General features: G+C 55.5%; 18 protein-coding genes. 9 read left to right on the top strand and 9 right to left on the bottom strand.

All coding sequences use genetic code 11. From position 1 onward, the window contains the following. Positions 1 to 25 precede the first annotated feature (25 nt). The 4 genes from mnmG to TH2_RS02145 all read left to right on the top strand — a co-directional run bounded on the left by mnmG (position 26) and on the right by TH2_RS02145 (position 5040). Complete coding sequence (gene mnmG / locus TH2_RS02160; RefSeq protein ID WP_008888750.1) at positions 26 to 1927, top strand: tRNA uridine-5-carboxymethylaminomethyl(34) synthesis enzyme MnmG; 1902 nt, start codon at positions 26 to 28, stop codon at positions 1925 to 1927. A gap of 241 nt (positions 1928 to 2168) precedes the next feature. Beyond that, positions 2169 to 2993 (top strand): 16S rRNA (guanine(527)-N(7))-methyltransferase RsmG, encoded by an 825-nt coding sequence (gene rsmG, locus TH2_RS02155; RefSeq protein WP_238538657.1) that lies wholly within the window; start codon positions 2169 to 2171, stop codon positions 2991 to 2993. Further along, positions 2990 to 3817 (top strand): ParA family protein, encoded by an 828-nt coding sequence (locus TH2_RS02150; RefSeq protein WP_008888748.1) that lies wholly within the window; start codon positions 2990 to 2992, stop codon positions 3815 to 3817. Before rsmG ends, TH2_RS02150 begins: the two co-directional genes overlap by 4 nt. Beyond that, positions 3814 to 5040, top strand: a complete 1227-nt coding sequence (locus TH2_RS02145; protein ID WP_008888747.1) for a ParB/RepB/Spo0J family partition protein — start codon at positions 3814 to 3816, stop codon at positions 5038 to 5040. Before TH2_RS02150 ends, TH2_RS02145 begins: the two co-directional genes overlap by 4 nt. Positions 5041 to 5300: 260 nt before the next feature. Here the strand turns inward: TH2_RS02145 and holA are convergent, their stop codons facing one another. The 4 genes from holA to TH2_RS02125 are packed head-to-tail and all read right to left on the bottom strand — an operon-like array spanning position 5301 to position 8133. Continuing rightward, the gene (gene holA, locus TH2_RS02140) at positions 5301 to 6332 is read right to left on the bottom strand and encodes a DNA polymerase III subunit delta (protein ID WP_008888746.1); all 1032 of its coding nucleotides are present in this window, start codon (positions 6330 to 6332) and stop codon (positions 5301 to 5303) included. A 60-nt stretch (positions 6333 to 6392) separates the two neighbouring features. Beyond that, complete coding sequence (locus TH2_RS02135) at positions 6393 to 6899, bottom strand: LPS assembly lipoprotein LptE (protein ID WP_008888745.1); 507 nt, start codon at positions 6897 to 6899, stop codon at positions 6393 to 6395. Then, positions 6896 to 7558, bottom strand: a complete 663-nt coding sequence (locus tag TH2_RS21170; RefSeq protein WP_157193768.1) for a hypothetical protein — start codon at positions 7556 to 7558, stop codon at positions 6896 to 6898. Before TH2_RS21170 ends, TH2_RS02135 begins: the two co-directional genes overlap by 4 nt. A gap of 5 nt (positions 7559 to 7563) precedes the next feature. After that, complete coding sequence (locus tag TH2_RS02125; RefSeq protein WP_051007563.1) at positions 7564 to 8133, bottom strand: DUF3576 domain-containing protein; 570 nt, start codon at positions 8131 to 8133, stop codon at positions 7564 to 7566. Between the two features lie 245 nt (positions 8134 to 8378). Here TH2_RS02125 and TH2_RS02120 point away from each other — a divergent pair, with 245 nt between their 5' ends. Together TH2_RS02120 and TH2_RS02115 are read left to right on the top strand one after the other, a co-directional pair. Next, positions 8379 to 9455 carry a porin gene (locus TH2_RS02120; protein ID WP_008888742.1) on the top strand — a complete coding sequence of 359 codons (1077 nt, stop codon included), beginning with the start codon at positions 8379 to 8381 and terminating at the stop codon, positions 9453 to 9455. A 499-nt stretch (positions 9456 to 9954) separates the two neighbouring features. Further along, positions 9955 to 11025, top strand: coding sequence for a porin (locus TH2_RS02115; RefSeq protein ID WP_040822488.1), 1071 nt, complete (start codon positions 9955 to 9957; stop codon positions 11023 to 11025). 112 nt (positions 11026 to 11137) lie between these two features. Here TH2_RS02115 and TH2_RS02110 read toward each other — a convergent pair whose 3' ends face one another. After that, positions 11138 to 12367, bottom strand: coding sequence for a glycosyltransferase family 9 protein (locus tag TH2_RS02110; protein ID WP_008888740.1), 1230 nt, complete (start codon positions 12365 to 12367; stop codon positions 11138 to 11140). A gap of 18 nt (positions 12368 to 12385) precedes the next feature. After that, positions 12386 to 13036, bottom strand: coding sequence for a thiamine phosphate synthase (locus tag TH2_RS02105; protein ID WP_008888739.1), 651 nt, complete (start codon positions 13034 to 13036; stop codon positions 12386 to 12388). 69 nt (positions 13037 to 13105) lie between these two features. Here TH2_RS02105 and TH2_RS02100 point away from each other — a divergent pair, with 69 nt between their 5' ends. Continuing rightward, positions 13106 to 13801 (top strand): YggS family pyridoxal phosphate-dependent enzyme, encoded by a 696-nt coding sequence (locus TH2_RS02100; RefSeq protein ID WP_008888738.1) that lies wholly within the window; start codon positions 13106 to 13108, stop codon positions 13799 to 13801. Between the two features lie 231 nt (positions 13802 to 14032). Here TH2_RS02100 and TH2_RS02095 read toward each other — a convergent pair whose 3' ends face one another. After that, complete coding sequence (locus TH2_RS02095; protein ID WP_008888737.1) at positions 14033 to 14722, bottom strand: response regulator transcription factor; 690 nt, start codon at positions 14720 to 14722, stop codon at positions 14033 to 14035. A 670-nt stretch (positions 14723 to 15392) separates the two neighbouring features. Between TH2_RS02095 and ribA the strand changes: the two genes are divergently transcribed. After that, positions 15393 to 16550 carry a GTP cyclohydrolase II gene (ribA, locus tag TH2_RS02090; RefSeq protein WP_008888736.1) on the top strand — a complete coding sequence of 386 codons (1158 nt, stop codon included), beginning with the start codon at positions 15393 to 15395 and terminating at the stop codon, positions 16548 to 16550. A 170-nt stretch (positions 16551 to 16720) separates the two neighbouring features. Further along, positions 16721 to 18214: a hypothetical protein gene (locus TH2_RS20450; protein WP_008888735.1), complete on the top strand. Its 1494-nt coding sequence runs from the start codon at positions 16721 to 16723 to the stop codon at positions 18212 to 18214. An 88-nt stretch (positions 18215 to 18302) separates the two neighbouring features. Here the strand turns inward: TH2_RS20450 and trpS are convergent, their stop codons facing one another. Beyond that, a complete protein-coding gene (trpS, locus tag TH2_RS02080) occupies positions 18303 to 19304 on the bottom strand; it encodes a tryptophan--tRNA ligase (RefSeq protein WP_008888734.1) in 1002 nt (333 codons plus the stop codon). A gap of 162 nt (positions 19305 to 19466) precedes the next feature. Beyond that, positions 19467 to 21017 (bottom strand): murein biosynthesis integral membrane protein MurJ, encoded by a 1551-nt coding sequence (gene murJ, locus TH2_RS02075; RefSeq protein ID WP_008888733.1) that lies wholly within the window; start codon positions 21015 to 21017, stop codon positions 19467 to 19469. Positions 21018 to 21449: the final 432 nt, after the last annotated feature.

Here is a 21449-nt window from a genome sequence, read left to right as displayed (position 1 = left end):
CAGTGGGGATTGAGTGAGGAAGTCGATGTCACAGAACGTGCCAAATAACCGCTTTGACGTCATCGTGGTCGGCGGTGGCCATGCCGGATGCGAAGCCGCTGCTGCCGCCGCGCGCATGGGCGCATCCACGGCACTGGTCACCCACCGTGCGGATCGCATCGGGGAAATGTCGTGCAACCCGGCCATCGGTGGTCTGGGCAAGGGGCATATGGTGCGCGAAGTCGATGCGCTTGACGGTGTGATGGGTCGCGCGATTGACCGCGCGGGCATTCAGTTCCGCATGCTCAATCGTTCCAAGGGCCCGGCCGTACGTGGGCCGCGGGCGCAAGCCGATCGCAAGCTGTATCGTCAGGCGGTGCAGGATATCCTTGCCGAACAGGAAAACCTCACCATCCTGGAAGGCGGTGTCGAGGACCTGATCATTGATGACAATAACCGCGTTAAAGGTGTCATCACTGGCGATGGGACTGAATACCTTGCCGGCGCGGTGGTGCTGACCACTGGCACGTTCCTCAATGGTCTGATCCATATTGGCGAGAAATCCGAACCGGCCGGTCGCATGGGCGATGCCCCGGCAACCGGACTTTCCGAGACGCTGGCAAAATATGATTTCCGATTAGGCCGTCTGAAAACCGGGACGCCGGCGCGCCTTGATGGCCGCACCATCGATTGGGCGAGCCTTCAGGAACAGCCTGGCGACACGCCGCCAGAGCCGTTTTCGTTCCTGACCCGCGAAATTACCGTGCCGCAGATTCCGTGTCATATGACCTGGACGACCGAGGCGACCCACGAAATCATTCGCGCCAACCTCGACCGTGCGCCGATGTATAGCGGCAAAATCAAAAGCAGCGGTCCGCGCTATTGCCCGTCCATCGAAGACAAGGTTGTTCGCTTCGCCGAGAAAAATCAGCATCAGATTTTCCTCGAACCCGAAGGGCTCGATGACCCGACCATCTATCCGAACGGCATTTCCACCTCGCTTCCCGAAGATGTCCAGCTTGCCATGCTGGCGACCATTCCGGGGCTGGAAAAGGTCGAGATCTTCCGTCCGGGTTATGCGGTGGAATATGACTTTGTTGATCCGCGCGAGTTGCGCCATACGCTGGAAACCAAAAAGGTTGCGGCGCTATTCTTTGCCGGTCAAATCAATGGCACCACCGGCTACGAAGAAGCCGCCGGGCAGGGACTGATCGCCGGTGTCAATGCGGCCCTGATTGCCGGAGGTGCTGAGCGCGAATTCGTTCTCGATCGTGCGGACGCCTATATCGGTGTGATGATCGATGATCTCGTGACCCTTGGCACGCGCGAGCCGTATCGCATGTTCACCTCGCGCGCTGAATATCGCCTGATGCTCCGCGCTGATAACGCCGATCAGCGTCTGACCGATCGCGGTCTTGATATTGGCTGCATCGCTTCGACCCGTGAACAGGCATGGGGTGCCAAGAAATCAGCACTGAACGCCGCCAAGACCGAAGTATCCGAGCTGACCGAAACCCCGAATGGTTTGGCCAAGTTTGATATCAAGATCAATCAGGATGGTGTGCGCCGGTCGGCCTATGACCTGCTGGCCTATCCCGATATTGATTTCGATACCCTGACCAAGGTCTGGCCGCAGCTGGGCGCACTTGATCCGGCGATCAAGGAACAGGTGTCGATTGATGCCCAGTATAAAGGGTATCTCGACCGCCAGGCCGCCGACATCGCGGCCTTCCGCCGGGACGAGGAATTGCGTCTGCCGCGTGGGCTTGATTTTGATAAGGTCGGCGGACTTTCGGCAGAGATCCGGTTGAAGCTGAAAGAAATCCAGCCGGAAACCATCGGTGCCGCGTCGCGCATTCCGGGGGTTACCCCGGCGGCGGTGACAGCGCTTCTGGGCCATATCAAAAGCCACAAGCACCAGACGGCCGCCGTCAGCAAAACCGCCTGATCGGTCTTCGTCCACACAGACCAGATATATAGTGTCCGATCTGGACGCTTCTTATCCAGTTACAACGCCCGGCCAAATTCACTGGCCGGGCGTTTTTGTTTTGGCCGGGGCGTCGGGTAGGGCCCTAGGTGTATAAGACGGCCGGGTAATGTGGAAGTTTGGTTGATCGTAACCGGCGGCTTCTGCCGAGTCGCAAGGGATTTTGGTTGGGTGGGGTGGTGGAGTCGCCCATGCAGTGTCGATGGGCAGTCAAACTTCATCGAATATGCGGTGTTTTGGGCCTGGAATGACGCATTTTGGATGTGGGAATGTTTCACGTGAAACATTCGATGTGTTTTATTCTGATTTTATCGCATCCCACGCGGCCAAAAACGTAAAAGCACTAAAATCAAGACTGGTGTGTTTTTTGGGCTCGGCCTATAACTCAAATATGCAGACAATTTCCACACCCGTAAAAACATGGTTTGAGCAGGATTTGAATGTTTCACGTGAAACATTGGATCGCCTCAGCCAGTATGCAGACCTTGTCGTGAAGTGGCAGCCGCGGATTAATATCGTTGGCGCCAGCACGGCCGAAGACGTTTGGGGACGTCATTTACAGGATTCTGCGCAGCTTTGGCCCTATGTTCAGGACATCGCGACAACCGGCAAAATCGTTGATTTTGGATCGGGTGCAGGGTTCCCGGGCATCGTTCTGGCGATCCTTGGCGCCAATAATGTCACCTTGATGGAATCCAACACCAAAAAGACGGTCTTCCTGATGGAAGCCGCCCGGGTTTGCGGTGTGCTGGATAAGACCGAAATTGCCCGTGAACGGATTGAGGCGGCTGCCCCGCGGGACGCCGATGTGATTACGGCGCGCGCCTTTGCCCCTTTGCCGAAGCTGTTGGAGTTGGGGCAGCGCCATTTGAAAGACGGTGGCCATTATGTGCTGCTGAAGGGACGTGCCTTTGAGGATGAGCTGGCGGACGCACGTGACGCCGGTTGGACATTTGATGTAACCACGCATGCCAGCCTGGTCGATCCGGACGGTGTCGTGATGATCTTAAAAGGAGTGGGCCGGTGACGGATGTTATTGATTTGCCGCTTTCGACGAAATCTGATGGTGCCGCGCATCGTCCGCGGATTATCGCCGTGGCCAACCAGAAGGGCGGTGTGGGCAAGACCACCACGACGATCAATCTGGCAACCGCACTGGCGGCTGTGAACCAGCGGGTTCTGATTGTCGATCTTGACCCGCAGGGCAATGCCAGTACCGGCTTGGGCCTGCGTCCGTCCGACCGCGAAATCAGTTCTTATGACGTGCTGATCAACGGCAATACGTTGGAAGAGGCACGTAAGGAAACCTCGATCCCGCGGCTCAGCATCGTGCCATCGGGCATGGATCTTTCGGGGGCGGAGATCGAGCTGGTCGATTTCGACCGTCGCGAGATGCAGCTTAAGGAATCGCTTGGCAAATTGCCGCACGATGTTGATTACGTTCTGATCGATTGCCCGCCGTCGCTGGGTCTTTTGACCCTGAATGCGCTGGTGGCATCCGACGCGGTTCTGGTGCCGTTGCAATGTGAATTCTTTGCCCTTGAGGGGGTCAGCCATCTGGTGCGGACCATCAAACGGGTCAAGAAGGCGTTCAATCCGAACCTTGAAATTCAGGGCATTGTGCTGACCATGTATGACAAGCGCAACAACCTGTCGGCCCAGGTGGCCAACGATGTGCGCGATTATTTCGGAGATGTGGTGTATCGCACGGTGATTCCGCGCAATGTCCGCGTTTCCGAAGCCCCCAGCCACGGAACACCGGTGCTGGTCTATGATATGAAGTGCCCGGGTTCACGGGCCTATCTGAATCTTGCGAGCGAAGTCCTGAAACGCGAAGGGGTGAAAGCATGAGCGAAGCAAAAAAACGCGGGTTGGGCAGGGGACTGTCTGCACTTCTGGGCGAAGAGGACGAAGAAGTTGCGGTTGCCGCCAGTGGCGATAGCGCCGAGGCGGTCCATCCGGGACCGGGCGGGACGACGCAACATATTGCGATCACCGATCTGAAACCGTCGCCGTTTCAGCCGCGCAGCAATTTTGATGATGACGCGATTGATGATCTGGCGGCCTCGATCCGCCAAAAGGGCATCATTCAGCCGATTCTGGTGCGTGCCTCTTCGACGGGCGAAACCAAATATGAAATCATCGCCGGTGAACGTCGCTGGCGCGCGGCCCAGCGGGCACAGCTTCATGAAGTGCCGGTTCTGGTACGCGAATTTGATGATCGCGAAACCGCCGAAATTGCCCTGATTGAAAACCTGCAGCGTCAGGATCTGTCGCCGCTTGAAGAGGCGGAGGGCTATAACCGCCTGATGAGCGAGTTTTCCCACACGCAGGAAGCACTTGGCCAGGCATTGGGTAAAAGCCGCAGTCACATTGCCAACAGCCTGCGTTTGCTGGGCCTGCCAGCCCCGATCAAGCAGATGCTCTCAGACAAGGTTCTGAGCTCCGGCCATGCGCGCGCGTTGCTGGGGGCGGATAATGCCGTCGAGCTTGCGGCCCAGATCGTCAAGAAGGGCCTGAACGTTCGTCAGGCGGAAAAACTGGTCAAAACCGATGGCGGCAAGGCTGCGCGTCCGAAGAAATCATCGGGCCGGTCTTCGATCGAAAAAGACCCAGATACGGTGTCTCTCGAGCGTGACCTTAGCAACATGTTGGGGTTGGCGGTCAATATCGACTTTGACGGATCGGCGGGTAAAATCTCGATCCGCTATGAAACGCTCGAGCAGCTTGATGACATCCTGCAGCGCCTGACGCATGGCAAGGCCGCCGATATTTCGGATGATGCTGATGCCGCGCCCGGCCCGGACGAGAACGAGTTCGATTCGATGTTTATCGAAGATGACGAGTTTGAAGCCGAATCGGTCGATGACGCGGAAAACGAAGACGAGGATGCGCTGACCAGCGAGCTCGAATCGATTGCCGATGCGGTTGATGGTGGCCGTGATCTTGACGGGATCGATGACGACAGCCTGATGATCGACGATGAGCCCGAAGGCGACATGCCGATCGCGCAGGAAGAAGTCGACGAGGATGTGCTGGAGGAGGTTGCAGATGGCACGGGAAAAAAGCCGTAACCAAAACCAGCATGAAGGATCTTGATCGCGACAAGATCGATCAGCTTAAGAAGCTTAAAGAAGAAGAAGCAAAATCCCGCCGAGGATCGGTTGAGGTGAAGCGGATCCTTTAGATATTTAACGCGGTACGGGGATCATATCCCGGACCGCGTTTTTGGCGTTTTTGGTGCGTTTTGGACGCATTCCAGTAAGGGCGCGGCCACATTGCATTGACCTTAATTACCGCGATGGCGCTGAAGACTGGCGAATCGGGTTAGCGTTTAGCGTCTGACCTGTTTCTGACGGGCAACCGCCACCTTGATCATGGCGCGATGGGCGATGGTTTCGGGGATGGCCAAGCCACTTTTGCAATCCTTTTCGGCTTCCAGCAGGATTTGCAAGGCACGCTGCAGGTTATTGACCGCCCAGTAATTCAGATTGGCGCGAAACTGATCAGCGGCCTTGAAAAACAGCGGCGGGCGGAGCGACTTCATCGCCTGATCGGCACTGGTACCCTGGGAAACCTGTCCCTTGACCAGATGCAGTTTCTGAAAATAGCTGATCATCATCCGTAATGCGCCAACCGGGTTGAGGCCCTCTTCGACCAGGCGGGTCAGGGCGGCATCGAGATTTACGACATTGCCCTGTGAGACGGCCTGAATGACATCGTCATAGTGGCGCGCGGAACTGTCGCCAACGCAGGCCATGGCATCTGCCAGCGTGACCTGACCGTCCTTGAGCGCATAAAGGGCGAGCTTTTCAAGCTCGCTTCGTGAAATCATGCGGTCAGATCCGAGATTGGCGACCAGATAGCTTGTCGCATCGCGGTCAATGCGCAGTTTGTGTTCTTCCATGATCGACTGGATCAAGCTTTCGATGTCGCGGGCGCCATCAGCATAGCAGGGCAGGGCCATGCCATTGCCAGCCTTTTCGACTGCCTGACGCAGTTTAGAGCGAGTCGGAAGGCTTCCGGCCTCAATGACAATCAGGGCATCGCCGGCCGGATCACCGAGGAAATCGGCAATGACAGGAGCCTGCGCATCACCGATATCGCGGAGTCGGATCACGCGGCGTCCGCCGCCAAAGCTCATGGCAGCAGCTTCGTCGCGCAGGCGGCTGGGATCTTCCTTGAGTTGGGCGGTGCCAAGCTCGATCACGCGGAAGGGATCCTTGAGGTCCTCGACCACGGTTTTGGCCAGTTTGGTCGCACGTTCACGCACAAGACCTTCGTCCTCACCGTAAATCAGGACCAGCTGCGCCTTTGCATCCGGGGCGCGCAAGAAGTTTTCAACCTGTGCTGCCTTGAGCTTCATGATGCGCCTTGTGGTTCGTTGGGGAGTGGGCGTGACGTGTGAGAGGTTCGGAGAACGGCGTTATTGTGACCGCAGGCCAATCGCGACCTGGTTGGCCAGCTGCTGAGCGAGGTTTCGCGCAGCGTCGCCACGGGCGGCATCTTCGGCCTCGATGGTGGCAAATTCCGAATCGACGATGTTGTAGCTGGTGCGGGCGCGGACCGACCCTTTGCGCAGGACCTTGGTATCGGACCGGCGGACAAGTTCGTACTTGGCGTTAATCAGGTAATCGGCAATCGTCGCTTCATTTTCCTTGGTAAAGCCTTGCTCACTCGTCGATTCGGACAAGGTCACCTTCAAATCATAGAGCGGGTTGGCACTTTGACCGCGCGGGGTCAGCGTCTCAAGCAGGGCATTGCGGGTCAGTTGGCCGACACGGTCATTGATCACGGCGACCTTTACCTGGGCCATATTGACTGCGGTGTTGTAATCATCACCCGCTGTAGCATAGAGCGGGCGAAATCCGCAGGCGCTGAGCGTTGTCAGGGCCAGGAGTGCGAGAATCGGAAAAACCGCGCGCAATGTCATTCAGCTATACCTTCTTTATCTTTGGTCCGGGACCGGCTGATTGGGTCCTGTTCAATCCGGCCCTGGCGCCACAATAGTTCGGTTGCGATAAAAGGGCAAAACAGAGATAGGCTGTTCAGAAAAGAAATGTACAGCCCGGCATTGTCGGGCTCGTGCTGTACCTTTTTGAACAGATTACGCAGCTCGGCGATGGCAAGATTGTTTTTGCCGTTTCGTAATGCCTCTGTCACCGCGTTCCGGGTATTCATGGTTGCCGTACACTGTGGGCGCGAGGATCCTACACGCCAGACGTCACGTAACCAACGCCAATGACCAATCATGCTGTTTTGTGTCAGGTGTAACGGTCGGTGGGCTGGTACATCAGCCATCAAAGCGAGTGACATGATATCAAACCCAACTTCATGATAGAGCTGTTCGCCATTGCCCACTGATTCATCGGTTGTGACCTTGGCCGGACGATAGGGCTGTGAGGGGGGTGGCGATAAATCCAGTGGTGATGCCTTAAGAACTGAGCAGTAGAGTGAAGCACGAACTGTCGTGAGGCTCTCTGGTATCACCTCAAAAACATTACGTCGGTCTGCCGATACAACAAACCCCCAGTCGCGTTGCAGCGAGTGGGGGTTGTATTCAGGCGATATATAAAGCGTGCCTTGCGACATCAGCCTTATTCGGAATTTGCACTGTCAATGCGCAGCTGACGGGCGCGGGTCAGGATGGCGTCTTCCATCGAAGTCACCGTGCCGGGTTCAACAACCGCATCCTGCCACTGATTTGGCCCGACATTGACCTGACGGAAGACGGAAACCTTGATGGCATCGGAGCGCAGGGCCGTACCGAGGATATAGGCTGTCAGTTTGAAGCGTTCATCAGAAGATTCCGGCGGCGTGTACCAATCAGTAATAATAACCCCGCCAAACGGATCCGCAGAATTGAGCGGCATAAAGGAGAGCGTATCGAGCGTTGCGCGCCATAGGAAGCTATTAACCCCGATGCCGGAGCTGGGGCCTTCTTTCTTCTCTTCTCCACCAAAGATATTCAGGCCATCTCCGCCAAACAGACCACCGCGCTCTTTTACATCTGCTTTTGTCGCAGCTCTTCCTTCGGTTCCGACCCTTTGATCGCCCGGGGCAGAGCCGGGATAGCTGTCATAATCAGTTTGGCTGCCTGCGCCACAGCCAGCGAGCAAAGCGACGAGTGAGCAAAGTGCTGAGAGTTTCAATACAGAATTACGCACGTCTGTTCGACCCCGGTTAGCAATTGATAATTCAAGTTAAGCAGCAATATATGCGGCAATTCGTTTCGGGGCAAAGGAAACGAGTGTGTTTTTTTTACAACAGTTAACCGGTAATGTGCTTTTTCTGCCACAGCCGTTGTTGACTTCGTCCGCCAACGATGGCTCCATCCTTAGCGAACCGGACGGCAAAAGCTGTCCAAATATATTTGTTGCGTAAAACGCATGCAAAGACGTTGAGGGAAAAGATGAAAAAGATTCTTCTTGCTGGTAGCGCGATGGCCGCTTTCGGTTTCGCAGGTGCCGCACAGGCTTCCGAGCCGATCACTCTGTCGCTCGGTGGTTACATGGAGCAGTGGGCTGGTTTTGCTGATTCCGACACCGGTGAAGCAAAAAATGCTTTCCAGTCTGACTCCGAAGTTTACTTCGATGGCGAAACCATCCTTGATAACGGTATCCAGGTTGGCGCACACATCGAACTCGAAGCTGAAACTTCTTCGGACCAGATCGACGAACAGTTCCTGTACATCAGCGGTGGCTTCGGTCGTTTCGAAATTGGTAAAAACGACTCTGTTGCTGACTCCATGTCGATCACCGCTCCGGCAGTTGGCCCGGTTGGCGTTAACGACGGCGACATGACCATCTGGACCGACAGCGTTTCGCTGATCGACACCGTTCCGTCTTCGGGCGACCAGAACCGTGTAACCTACTTCACCCCGTCCTTCAGCGGCTTCCAGGCTGGTGTTTCCTTTGCTTCTGACAGCGGCCGTAACGGTTCGTTCGACACGGATGTAGACACCACCACTACCCCTGACTCGATCGGTGGTTTCAGTGACGACTCCGATGGTTCCGGTGACAACATCGTTTCTCTTGCTGTTGCATATAGCGGCGAGTTCGACGGTGTAAGCATCAGCCTGTCGGCTGAAGGTGAAAACCAGGGTGAAGGCAACTGGTACGGCGTTGGTGCCAATGTTGGCTTCGGTGCGTTCACCGTCGGTTCTTCCTGGGGTCACATCGAAGATGACTACGGTGTATCCGAAGACTCAGCTACCGACCGTGGTGGCGACATTGATGCGTTTGACTTCGGCGTATCCTACTCCATGGATGCAGCTGCTATCTCCCTGACCTATGCTTACCAGGATGACGAGCGCGACACCGCGACTCTCGACCCGACCGAAACCCAGGCGATTGACCTTGGTCTGTCCTACACCCTCGGTGCTGGTGTTTCCTGGCGTTCGTCCATCTTCTGGGGCGAAGACGATGTTGAAGGCGGCGACAAAACCGATGCTTACGGTGCTGTTACCGGTCTGCGTCTCGACTTCTAATTCTTTGGAATTGGAAACAGACGAAAGGGGTGGCTTTGGCCACCCCTTTTTTATTTGTTTGCGGTGGAACTTTGGGTTTCGACACGCCCATTTCGGTGCACCGTTGTCTGTCTGTTGATCGACTCTATCGTAAAATATCTTGTGTTTCTGTGCCGACTTAAATCACTTTGCGTTCGAGGAATAACCGGCAAGGGCATTCCGGGGTCGACGGACAAAGCCATCACCCGAAATCGTGCATCACAATACTCCCTGAAAATGACCGGTAGTCGTATATGAATGGCAGGTATGCCTTCCCTGCATGGTGCGGTTTAAGGCGTTCTGTCCGAGACTCCCAGAAATTAAAGATGTGGCAATTGTGCAACGCTGCGTGAAATAAATAACCATTGGTCATTTATCATTATTGACCAACGGTCACTACGATGGCTTTATCATTTCCGTGAGATCGGCGGGATCATGTGTTGATCCTGTCATCCCGAAACGTTTTTCTTCGAGGGTAATGATGAAAAAGATTCTTTTTGCGACCAGCGCGCTTGTCGCTGTTGCTGCGGCGGGTTCCGCACAGGCCTCCGAACCGATCCAGCTTTCGGTTGGCGGTTTTATGAACCAGTGGGTTGGTGTTGCTGACCAGGACGTTGGTGAGCGTAAAAATGCTTTCCAGTCCAACACCGAAATTCACTTTAGCGGTGAAACCACCCTTGATAACGGTATCCAGGTTGGTGCGGTTGTTGAACTTGAAGGTGAAACCTCAAGCGACCAGATCGACGAACAGTACCTGTACATTAACGGTGGCTTCGGTCGTCTTGAACTCGGTAAAAACGACTCTGCAGCTGACTCCATGCAGCTTGCTGCTCCGGCTGTTGGCCCGGTCGGCGTCAACGATGGCGACTTGTCAATCTGGGTCGATTCTTACCTGATCGATACCAGTTCGCGTGCAGGTGACCAGAACCGTGCAACTTACTATACCCCGAGCATCGGTGGTTTCCGTGCTGGTGTATCCTTTGCGGATGACAGTGGTCGCAATGGTTCGTTCGACACCGATGTATTATCGGGCAGTTCGATCGGCGGGTACCATGACGACACCGCTGGTGATGGCGACAACATCGCTTCTGTCGGTCTTGAATATTCCGGCGACTTCAACGGTGTATCGCTCGGCGTTTCTGCAATGGGTGAAAACTGGGCCGAAGGTAACCTTTATGGCGGTGGTGTGAATGTTGGTATTGCCAACTTCACCATCGGTGGTTCCTACTCGCACACCGAAGACGACTATGGTCGTAACGAACGTCAGTCCGCACGTGTAAGCGACACCGACCAGTTCGATCTTGGTGTATCCTACGCAATGGATGCAGCAGCTGTGTCCCTGACCTATGGTTATGCTGACTATGGCGATGGCAGCACCTCAGGCGGCCGTACCGGTGCAGGTGAACTGAACCAGGTTGATCTTGGCCTGTCTTACACCCTTGGTGCAGGCATTGCATGGAGATCGTCTGTCTTCTGGTTCGACAACGAAGTCGAAGGTGCAGAAGACAATGACGGCTACGGTGCCGTTACCGGTATCGCGCTTTCCTTCTAATTCTTCGGAATTATGCAAGGCTTTGAAAGGGTGGCTTCGGCCGCCCTTTCTTTTTGCTTGTTTGGATTTTTGTCGATGTGACCAGTGCGACCGGATTCCGCCTTCGGCGGGTTCACGCTTTGGCCAGGTCCTGAGATATCAAGTCGCAGATTGCAGGAATGTCCTCGTCCAGCTTGGCAACGCAGGGCACCGGTTTGTTTGTGACCAAGGCACGGGCCAGTTCTGGATCGCTTCTTTCCGGCATATTGGGCAGTGCCGTGAATGGCAGACCAAGACTACCCATGCAGCCAATCTTGCCATCCGATGTGGCGCGCAGTTTTGCCAGTCCGCAGGGGGCGCTGCAATGCGGCCCCGTAAAATCACTTTGCCAGGCGCGTAAATTCGTATGTCGGCCCTGGAGCGTTTTGGCGTCTGCGGAACTGTAAATGCCAGTTCCCGGAGTCTGGAAAAGCTTGGAAATGTGGGCCGGTCCGCTGTCGGCAACGATGAGGTAATCCTGTTGCCCGACAAATTTGACCAGATCGCCGATGGTTTTGAAGCCATCAATAATCCGGGTGTTGCCGCCGTTTTGGGTCCCAAGATCACTCAACGCGGCCTTATAGGCCTTCATCACGCCCTGATAGGCATTGAGCACGAGGGTGATGTCGCAATCTCGGTTGGTCAGCATCTTTATGACTTCGCTGACCAGTTTGGGCGGCAAGGTGCGCAGCGGTGAGGATGCCATTGGGACAATCCCGACTTTAAGTCGCGTTCCCTTTGGTAAATTCCGCTTTTCAAGCGGGATGGGGGAAATGCCAAAAGCTTCGCAGAGCGCTTCTTCCGGATTGACCGGCATGGTGGCGATATCACGCCAACCTTCCATTTCACTGAGATCAATGACGTGATCGAAACGTTTGAGCTGTATGCTCGAGATAAACAGCTGAAAAATCTCGATATCCGGCACGCGGGCAAATATGTCCGATGCGCTGCCAGCGTTGAGAATGCCGATCCGGATATCTGCGAACCGTTGTTTGAGCGCCCGAAAAAACAGTGCCATGCCGACACAGTCGCCAAGCGCGTCATCGGGGATCAGAAACAGCACTGATTTTCCGGAAAAATCCCGTTCGCCCCAGCCATCACGCGGCAGAACCTGAAGCCGGTAATTGTCAGACTTGATCTTGACCCCGGGGGCCGTTGCCAGAACCTGCCGCCGCAGCAAGGACGTCGCGCGCGTGAAATAGATCGGGCTGTTGTCTGAGCTCTGGCTAAGTTCGGCACTGACATTGGGCAGGCCAAACTGAAACGGCTGTTTGGAAGCAAAACGGGTGAATGTCTTGCGCGATGGGTGCGGGGCCCGGGGCATTTTGCGGGAGAACTCCGGTCAACGGGTGGACGGGGTGTTGGCACCAGAAAACCCGATCCCGGCGATGGAGGCAAGTGCGGAAGTCCGCAGGTTTCCGATTGTTTGTGCGGTAATGCCGCCCAGCCCGATCGGTGTGATGCCGAGCATGTGGCACATCCTTGAAATTTGGCGGATATCTGAAAGTGACATCGGATTTGCGCCCGGATGACTTCGGGTGGGGAAGATCGGGGAAATCAGCACTCCATCGGGACGCGTTGCTTCCGGAAGAAGTCCAAGCCGTTGGACCGTTTTCGGGGTGTGGCAAGCTGACGTGCGCATAAAGTGTTCCGGAATTCGCTGATAAATACTAGGGTCGGTCAGGGCACGGTATTCAGGGAAATGCAGGCCGTCGGCATCGAGCCTGAGTGCAAGCCCAACGTCATTTGCCACCAGAAAGGGAATGCCTTTTGCGCGACAGATGGTGCGGAGCTTTGCCCCGATCTGTGTACGCATCGGATGATCGTAATGGCGAAAAATGACCATGCTGTCGCGGGGGAGGGCGCGGATGGCGGGTTCGGGATCGGGCATCCTTTGATCATCGATCATCAGGACAACTGGCGGAATCGGGCAATTCGGGCCGCCATTGCGCAGATTGAGCCTGCGTGCCTGCTTTAACAGGGCCTTATCCATTGATACACTCCCGACTTGGCAGCTATACCTGCCGTTCCTGAATGCGTTACCGATGAAGGACCACCCTCCATGAGCAGTCATGATCAGTCATCTGGCAAAACCGATGTTGCCGACAACCTTGCCGAAATCCAGAGCAATATCAATGCGGCATGTGACGCCGCCGATCGTGATCCGGGTGATGTGACGCTGGTCTGTGTCAGCAAGAACCACGATGCCGATCATGTGCGTAAGGCGCTTGTGGACGGTCGGCGTGTATTTGGTGAAAACCGTGTGCAGGAAGCCGCCGGGAAATGGCCGGAATTGCGTGCCGAATTCCCCGATATCGAGCTGCATCTGATCGGGCCGCTTCAGACCAACAAGGTCAAGGATGCGGTTGCCATGTTTAATGTGATCGAGACGGTGGATCGCCCGAAACTGGCCAATGCATTGGCCAAACACCGCGATAATACTGGTGCCTGCCCGGATCTGTTCATTCAGATCAATACCGGCGAGGAAGAGCAAAAGGCTGGCATCGCGCCAAAGGATGCCGATGACTTCATCAAGATGTGTCGCGAGGAGCTTAAACTGCCGATCATAGGCCTGATGTGCATTCCCCCGGTCGATGAGGAACCCGCCCCGCATTTCACCCTGCTTGGCAAGATTGCCGATCGTCATGGTCTTGAAATCAAAAGCATGGGCATGAGCGGCGATTACGAGGCCGCGATCCGGTTTGGCGCCACCCATGTGCGGGTTGGAACGGCTATTTTTGGCTCCCGGGGCTATTGATTGGCCTTAAATGGCCCGAATTGCGGTATATAAATCGAGTTTCGGGGCGTAAACCTGTAAAAAAGGCCGCGTTTTAGGTCGATTTTGTGTATTTAACGCCCGATTGCATGACCTGGGCTGTTCTGTGGATAATCAGGGCAATAACATAGACGCCGCAACCCGACATCTGTGACAAAAAAAATCCCGCATCAGCGGGATTTTCTTTTGGTGGGTTCTAAAACCGTTTTCCGATCAGGGGATTAGCTTGTAGCCGCCCGGTTCGGTGATCAGGATCGCCGCGTTTGACGGGTCTTTTTCGATTTTCTGGCGCAGGCGATAAACGTGGGTTTCAAGCGTATGGGTGGTGACGCCGGCGTTATAGCCCCAGACTTCGTCCAGCAATGTTTCACGGCTGACCGGTTTGTCGCCAGCCCGGAACAGGAATTTCAGGATCGAGGTTTCCTTTTCCGTCAGGCGGACTTTTTTCTCTGTCGCGGTTTCGATCAGGATCTTGGCGCTGGGCTGGAAGCTATAGGGGCCGATGACAAAGACGGCATCTTCGCTTTGTTCATGCTGGCGGATATGGGCGCGGATGCGGGCCAAAAGCACGTTAAGGCGAAACGGCTTGGTGACATAATCATTGGCACCCGATTCCAGACCCAGAATGGTGTCAGAGTCACTATTGGCGCCGGTGAGCATGATGATCGGTGATTTGACATTGGCGCGACGCATCAGTTTGCAGACATCGCGACCATCCATATCGGGCAGGCCAACATCAAGCAGGATCACATCAAAATAGGAATCCTTGGCAAGATCGAGTGCTTCCTTGCCACTGTTGGCAACCACGCATTCGAAATCTTCATGAAGTCTGAGCTGTTCCGTCAAAGACTGGCTGAGCGCTGCATCATCCTCAACCACCAGAACCTGTTTACCTGTCGACATTCACCATCCCTTGCTGCTTGTCAGATCCGCCGTCATATCCGGGGTCTGCGCCTGATGTTGATTTTACCGGCTTGTTTTTGTGGCGCTTTCGGGTCCGGCCCGCCATATATGCATTAAGTATCCCGCGCCGAACCATAGGATCAGCATCTTAGGGTCAGGACCTGTTAATTTGGTTCGAATGGTCGCTCAGCTTTGTGCGGATACGCGGAGCAAAACCGCAGGAAGATATTTATCTTTCAAGGTTTTGCGACAAAGTAGGCCGTGCAAAGCTGAGCGATCCATAGGACAGAGTTTATATTTGCGAACTCCCGTGTCAAACCCCTTGCGCGGGATGCCGACCCGCCCTGCGGGATTTTCCTAGGATTTCACAAATATAAACTCTGCCATTCAAATCAAATTAACAGGTCCTGACCCTAAGTTGTATTTTCAAGAACAAACTGTTTTCTGTTTGGTCCTTTAACTCCCGGCCCAACCGGATTAGGTAGTAGGGGCGATTTGTCTGCGAAGTCGTGTCGTAAAATCTTGAAAGATGTGCTTCTTCCTGCGATTTTGCGCATCACCGACCAAGCAGGTTCGCATCGCCTGATGCGCTTATATGAATTAAACCGGGTCTTTATCCAGCCCCATAGCCACCGGATCGCGATGTTGTGATCACAAAGACAAGATGCCGATGACCCAAAGCTCCGCCGTGACGGCCCAAAATGACAGCAATCTGATCCCGGCAACCGATCTGGTAACGGTTTCCCGCGCCGTGGCAGATTTGCGCCGTGGCGAGATCGTTCTGGTTCAGGGGCATGACAATGGCGAAGCCCACAGTGTTGCGGTGATTGCGGCCGAACCGCTGTCACAACATGGTCTGCAACGTTTGTGTGACATCGCCGGAAGCGACACCGCACCGGCGATTGTTCTGCCGCGTGTGCGGGCCAAATCGCTTGGTCAGACGGCCAAGGATGATCCGTTTGTCGCCTTTGTTTCAGCCGACCAATCGGCTGTTGATGCCAATCGCCTTGGTGAAATAGCCAATCCGTTGCTTGATCTTGATGCGTTGCCTGCGGGCGATTGGCGACCGGTCAGCATGGCGGAAAATGCGGCCATCCGTTTGGCAAAGCTTGCGCGGTTATTGCCTGCTGTTGTGACGGTGCCGGTCAGTGCCGATCAGCTTGAAACCCTTGCCCGCGCCCAGAACCTGCTGGTGTTGCAGTCTGAAAGCATCAATGGCTATGAGAATGCCTCGGCCGCATCCCTGCGCCAGGTCAGCGAAGCGCGTGTGCCGCTTGAAGATGCCGAAAACGTGACTGTGATTGCGTTTCGCCCGGAAGATGGCGGGCAGGAACATCTGGCCATCGTCATTGATGAACCGGCCAAGGACAAACCGGTGCTGATCCGCCTGCATTCGGAATGCTTTACCGGCGATCTGATCGGGTCGCTGCGCTGTGATTGCGGCCCGCAGCTGCGCGGGGCCATTTCGGAAATCGCCAAAAGCGGGCAGGGCGGCATTGTGCTTTATCTGCGTCAGGAAGGGCGCGGCATTGGGCTTGTGAATAAGCTGCGTGCCTATGCGCTTCAGGATCGCGGGTTTGATACCCTTGATGCCAACGAGGAACTTGGCTTTGACGCCGATGAACGCGTTTATCGCCCGGCGGCCGAAATGCTGCGTCAGATGGGCTTTGAAAGCGTGCGTTTGCTCACCAATAACCCTGAAAAGCTGACCGGTCTTGAAAGCTGGGGTGTCACGGTTTCCGAGCGTGTCCCGCATAAATTCCCGTCCAATGGTCATAACGAGTTTTATCTGCAGACCAAAAAGGACCGGGCGGGCCATCTGTTCTAAGCCGCTCTTATAAGCTGCGGGCCGTGAAGAAGCCGATGCTACCCGGCAGAAGATTCCGACAGGCAAGTCCGGCGAAATTCTTTCCCAAGAAAATATCGATAATTCAAAGCGTTAGCCTGCGTTAAAACTGGCACTCCTTTTGCAAAACAGATGGCAAGAGGAGGACAGACATGTCGATTGGTGAAAATTGGCGGCAAATTTCGCCCGGTAGCCTATCCGGTAGCGCGGGCGGTGCAGGTGGCACAAATGGGGCGGCAAACGGCAAGTTTGCCCAGTCCAATGCGGCCGACCAGCTTTCTGACACGGCCGAAGGCCGGACATTCTCGCAATATATGTTTGGCGAGGATGGCTTTGAATTCACCGATTTCCTCGATGTGATCAATCCTTTGCAACATATTCCCGGTGTCGGGATGATTTATCGCTCGCTCACCGGTGATGAGATCGGCAATGGCGCGCGCGTTGCGGGCGGTGGCCTGTTTGGCGGGGTGTTTGGTCTTGCCGGGGCGGCGATTGATGCAGTGGTCGATGCGGTCACAGGCGACGATACCGGCACCCACTTCATGGCGATGGTCGAGGACGGGTTTGGGGGCAGCGGCATTGATGATGGCACGGCGGTGGCCGATGCAGGGAATGCGAACGCGGCCACCAATCAGGCAACCACGATCGCACAAAATGGCGGCTATCAGGGCGATCTGGTTCTGCCCTGGATGACCGGCCCGCAATCACAATCTGTTAGCCCGGCCGAACAGGCCACCATTGTCCAGTCCGCACCAACGGCCCCGGTTGATCAGGCCATGCTGGCATCCAATACTGCGACCGGCAGCACGGGCGTTCGGGCCTCTGATTTGAATGTGCCGTGGGCACAAGGTGCGCAAGGTGCACAAGGCGCGCAAGTTGCGCAGAACACACAGAATGCCTCGCCAGTTGCACAAGCTGCGCAAAGTGCAGCATCAAAACAGCCTGAGGCAGAACTTGCTTCGGCATCTGCCCCGCATTCAACCGATCCGGCAGAACTGACCGTTGCCATGGCATCGGCAGGAACGGCGAACCCGGTATCTGCCTTCAACCGGACCGTCGCATCCAATTCGACGGCACCCGAAACCGCGCGTCGGCCGGTCACCAGCACCGGTGATGCCAATACCGTATGGGCGCGTGCCGCCAGCAGCGGTCGGGTCAGCCGCCAGACCACTGGTTTCGCGATTTCCGCTGAGATGGCCGCCCATGAAGCCAAATACGCCAAACTGAATGCCGTGAAGGCCGAGACCGCAGAACGCAAGGCCAGCGAAATACAGACGACGTCGCCAGATGGCACGCCACTGTCGGCGGCCGAAATGGCAGCCCGCTTTAACGCTGCCCTTGGCCGTGACAAGGCACAAACCATGGCGGCAGATGCCGTTGCCAGCAGCAACGCGGTGGCTGATGACCGCCCGGAAAATGCCCATGACGGATATGATGTCGCCAACATAGATCAGGGTGGATCGGCCATTCCCGCCAGTGCACCGGCTGATGATGCGCCAGCGGACCATCCGCTTTTGCAGCAGGCATCTGAAAACCTGAATGGCGATGCGCCGGTGGGTGCATGGTTCAGCCAGACGATGATGGATGGTCTGAAGAAATATCAGGCGATGCAGCAGAAGCCTTCACCGTCTGGAAATGCGATCTGATCTGATAAGGCATGTTTCGAAATCAAAACAAAAAAGCCCGCCTGGTTTATACCGGCGGGCTTATTGATGTTCAGATGCTCTGACGCGATCAGCTGTTGAGGAAACCGACGATTTCCTTGACCTCTTTGAGGATCGGCTGGGCGATGGCGTTGGCACGTTCCGCACCTTTGGCCAGCACAGAGTCGATATAGGCCGGATCGGCTTTGAGGCGCGCCATTTCCTCGGTGATCGGTGCCAGATTTTCGACAACCACGTCGGTAAGTGCCTGTTTGAAGCCAGAGAACTGGGTGCCGCCATGTTCTGCCAGAACCGCATCGACCGTGCTGTCGGTCAGCGCTGCATAGATGGTGATTAGGTTCTTGGCTTCCGGGCGGCCTTCAAGACCCGCGACCTCGGATGGTAGCGGTTCCGGATCGGTTTTTGCCTTGCGGATTTTTTTGGCGAGCGTCTCGGCATCGTCGGTCATGTTGATGCGCGACATATCGGACGCATCGGACTTCGACATCTTTTTCGAACCGTCACGCAGCGACATCACACGCGTTGCCGGACCGAGGATCAGCGGTTCGGGCTGCGGGAAGAAGCCTTCGACCTCGTAATCGGTGTTGAATTTCAACGCGATGTCACGTGCCAGTTCCAGATGCTGTTTCTGGTCTTCGCCGACCGGCACATGGGTTGCCTTATAGGCCAGAATGTCAGCGGCCATCAGGCTCGGATAGGCGTAAAGGCCGAGCGACGCGTTTTCGCGGTGTTTGCCCGCCTTTTCCTTGAACTGGGTCATGCGGTTCATCCAGCCGATGCGCGCGACACAGTTAAAGATCCAGGCCAGTTCGGCATGGGCGGAAACCTGGCTTTGGTTAAACAGCACCTGATTTTCCGGATCAATGCCCGAAGCGATCATGCTGGCCGCCAGTTCGCGAATGTTGGAACGCAGTTCCTTGGGGTCTTGCCAGACCGTGATGGCATGCATATCGACCACGCAGAAGATGCATTCATATTTCTTCTGCAATTCGACCCAGTTGCGGATCGCGCCAAGATAGTTGCCAAGGTGAAGGTTACCGGTGGGCTGAGCGCCCGAAAACACACGTTCCATAACGTCGTCGTCCATTTCAATTTATGTTTAACAGGGCCTGCATACTCCGCCAGGTTTTGGACACCCGCCGGCGGACGAGCATGCAAGCAAACAGCGCGCGAGTTTAGGGTCTGGCCCGATTTGGTCAAGCTGCTTGTCTGGAAACGTGTCGATTAATTGCGATCAGGCGGGTTTTCCGCGTTTCAATGTTGCCTTGAGCTCGGAAAAGCTGGTGGCACCAAGCAGTTGGGCGCTTACCGCATAGACGGCCATGCCACCGGTTACAATCGCCGCCATGGTGATGATGCGTGTGATCGAAAGCGCATCATTTTGCCAGAAGGCATCAATCGCAAACCACAGTGCCGATCCCATCAGTGCTGATGCGACAAGGATGCGCGGGATGCGCCGGGCAAGGCGGGCATCAAAGGTCAGATCGCCCCGCCGATGCAAAATAAATCCAAGCGAGGTCGCATTGACCCAGACCGAAACAGATGTTGCCGCCGCAATGCCAAGATGCCCGAACCATGGCATCAGCACCACGATCAGAATGATATTCAGTACCATGCAGGAAATGCCAATCCGGATCGGTGTTTTGGTGTCTTCGCGCGCAAAGAAGCCCGGGGCTAGGACCTTGACCAGAACCGAGGCCGGCAGGCCAAAGGCAAACACGGTCAGTGCCATGCCGGTCATGAGGGTTTCTTCCGCGCCAAATGCCCCGCGTTCAAACAGAACATTGATCACCGGCAGGCCCATGACACCAAGGGCAATGGCGGCCGGAAGGGTCAGAAGAAGGGCGATTTCGATGCCGCGATTTTGGCTATACATCGCGGTTTTGGCATCATCACCCTGCAATTGGCGCGACAATGTCGGCAAAAGCGCGGTGCCAATCGCAATGCCAATCACACCCAGTGGCAATTGTTGCACGCGATCGGCATAATAAAGCCAGGAGACCGCGCCATCCGAGACGAGAGAAGCCAGCATGGTGTCGATCAGAAGATTGATCTGATAGACGCCGGCGCCAATCATGCCGGGGATCATGCGTTTGCCAAGAAGCTTGATACGGTCATCAACACGCGGCATCTGCCATTTGATGGCAAAGCCGACCCGTTTACACGCAATCACCAGCATCATGAACTGCGCCACACCGGCAATCGCCACCCCCCATGCAAGTGCATGGGCCGGGGTTTCTGTCACCGGTGCCAAGCCGAGCAAGGCCGCAATCAGGCAAATATTGAGAATGATCGGGGCGGCGGCGGCGGCGGCATAGCGATGAAGCGTATTCATCACGCCTGACATCAGTGCGACGGCGGATATGAAGGCCAGATAGGGAAACGTGATGCGCGACAGTTCGACAGCAAGTTCGAACTTTTCGGGATTTTCGGCAAAACCCGGCGCGAACACATACATCGCCCAGGGCATCAGAATTTCAATGATCGCCACCAGAAAACCGGTGATCAGGATCAGCATCGACATCGCACGGGCGGCAAATTCGCGGGCTGCGTCCATACCGCGCTTTTCGATGTCACCAGCCAAAAGCGGGATGAAGGCCGCGGAAAACGCGCCCTCGCCAAACAGGCGACGAAACAGGTTAGGAAACTTGAACGCGACAAAGAACGCATCGGCCATGCCGCCCGCACCGAGCATCCCGGCAATCAGAATATCGCGGCAAAATCCCAGAAGGCGGGATAACAGCGTAAAGCCACTCACCGTGGCGATAGAGCGGACAAGCGACATTCGAGAGCGTTCCGTATTTAAGCGTCACCAAAGGGCGCGATTCTGCCGGTGATGACGTGCGATTGCGGTATTTTCACGTTTGATGCACAGAAATCTGACAGTCGAAGGTGAAAATAGTCGTAATTTTTGAGGCCGAAAACCGCGGCGTATATCGCATTTTTGTGAAAGTGATTGAATTAGGTGATTTTTTTGGGGTTCCTGTGACAGCCGTCACAGAAAAACAGTTGCAACACCCGCATATTCACATTCGCTGAGGGTTCGTTGGGACGCGAGCCTCATATTGGACGGGCGGGGAAATACGGTATCCACCTCAACCTGCTGCACTCCGAGGATTTCGACACCGTGAATAACAGGTCACGCTGTCGGGTTTGGTTTTACCCTTCCTCGTCCGTCACAATTTCCAAAGAAATATAATTCGAGCAGTTTACTGGC

The organism is Thalassospira profundimaris WP0211, from assembly GCF_000300275.1.
Classification (GTDB): Bacteria; Pseudomonadota; Alphaproteobacteria; order Rhodospirillales; family Thalassospiraceae; genus Thalassospira; species Thalassospira profundimaris.
The sequence above is the reverse complement of the archived record's forward strand: the minus strand, read 5'-3'. Positions and strand labels throughout refer to the sequence as shown.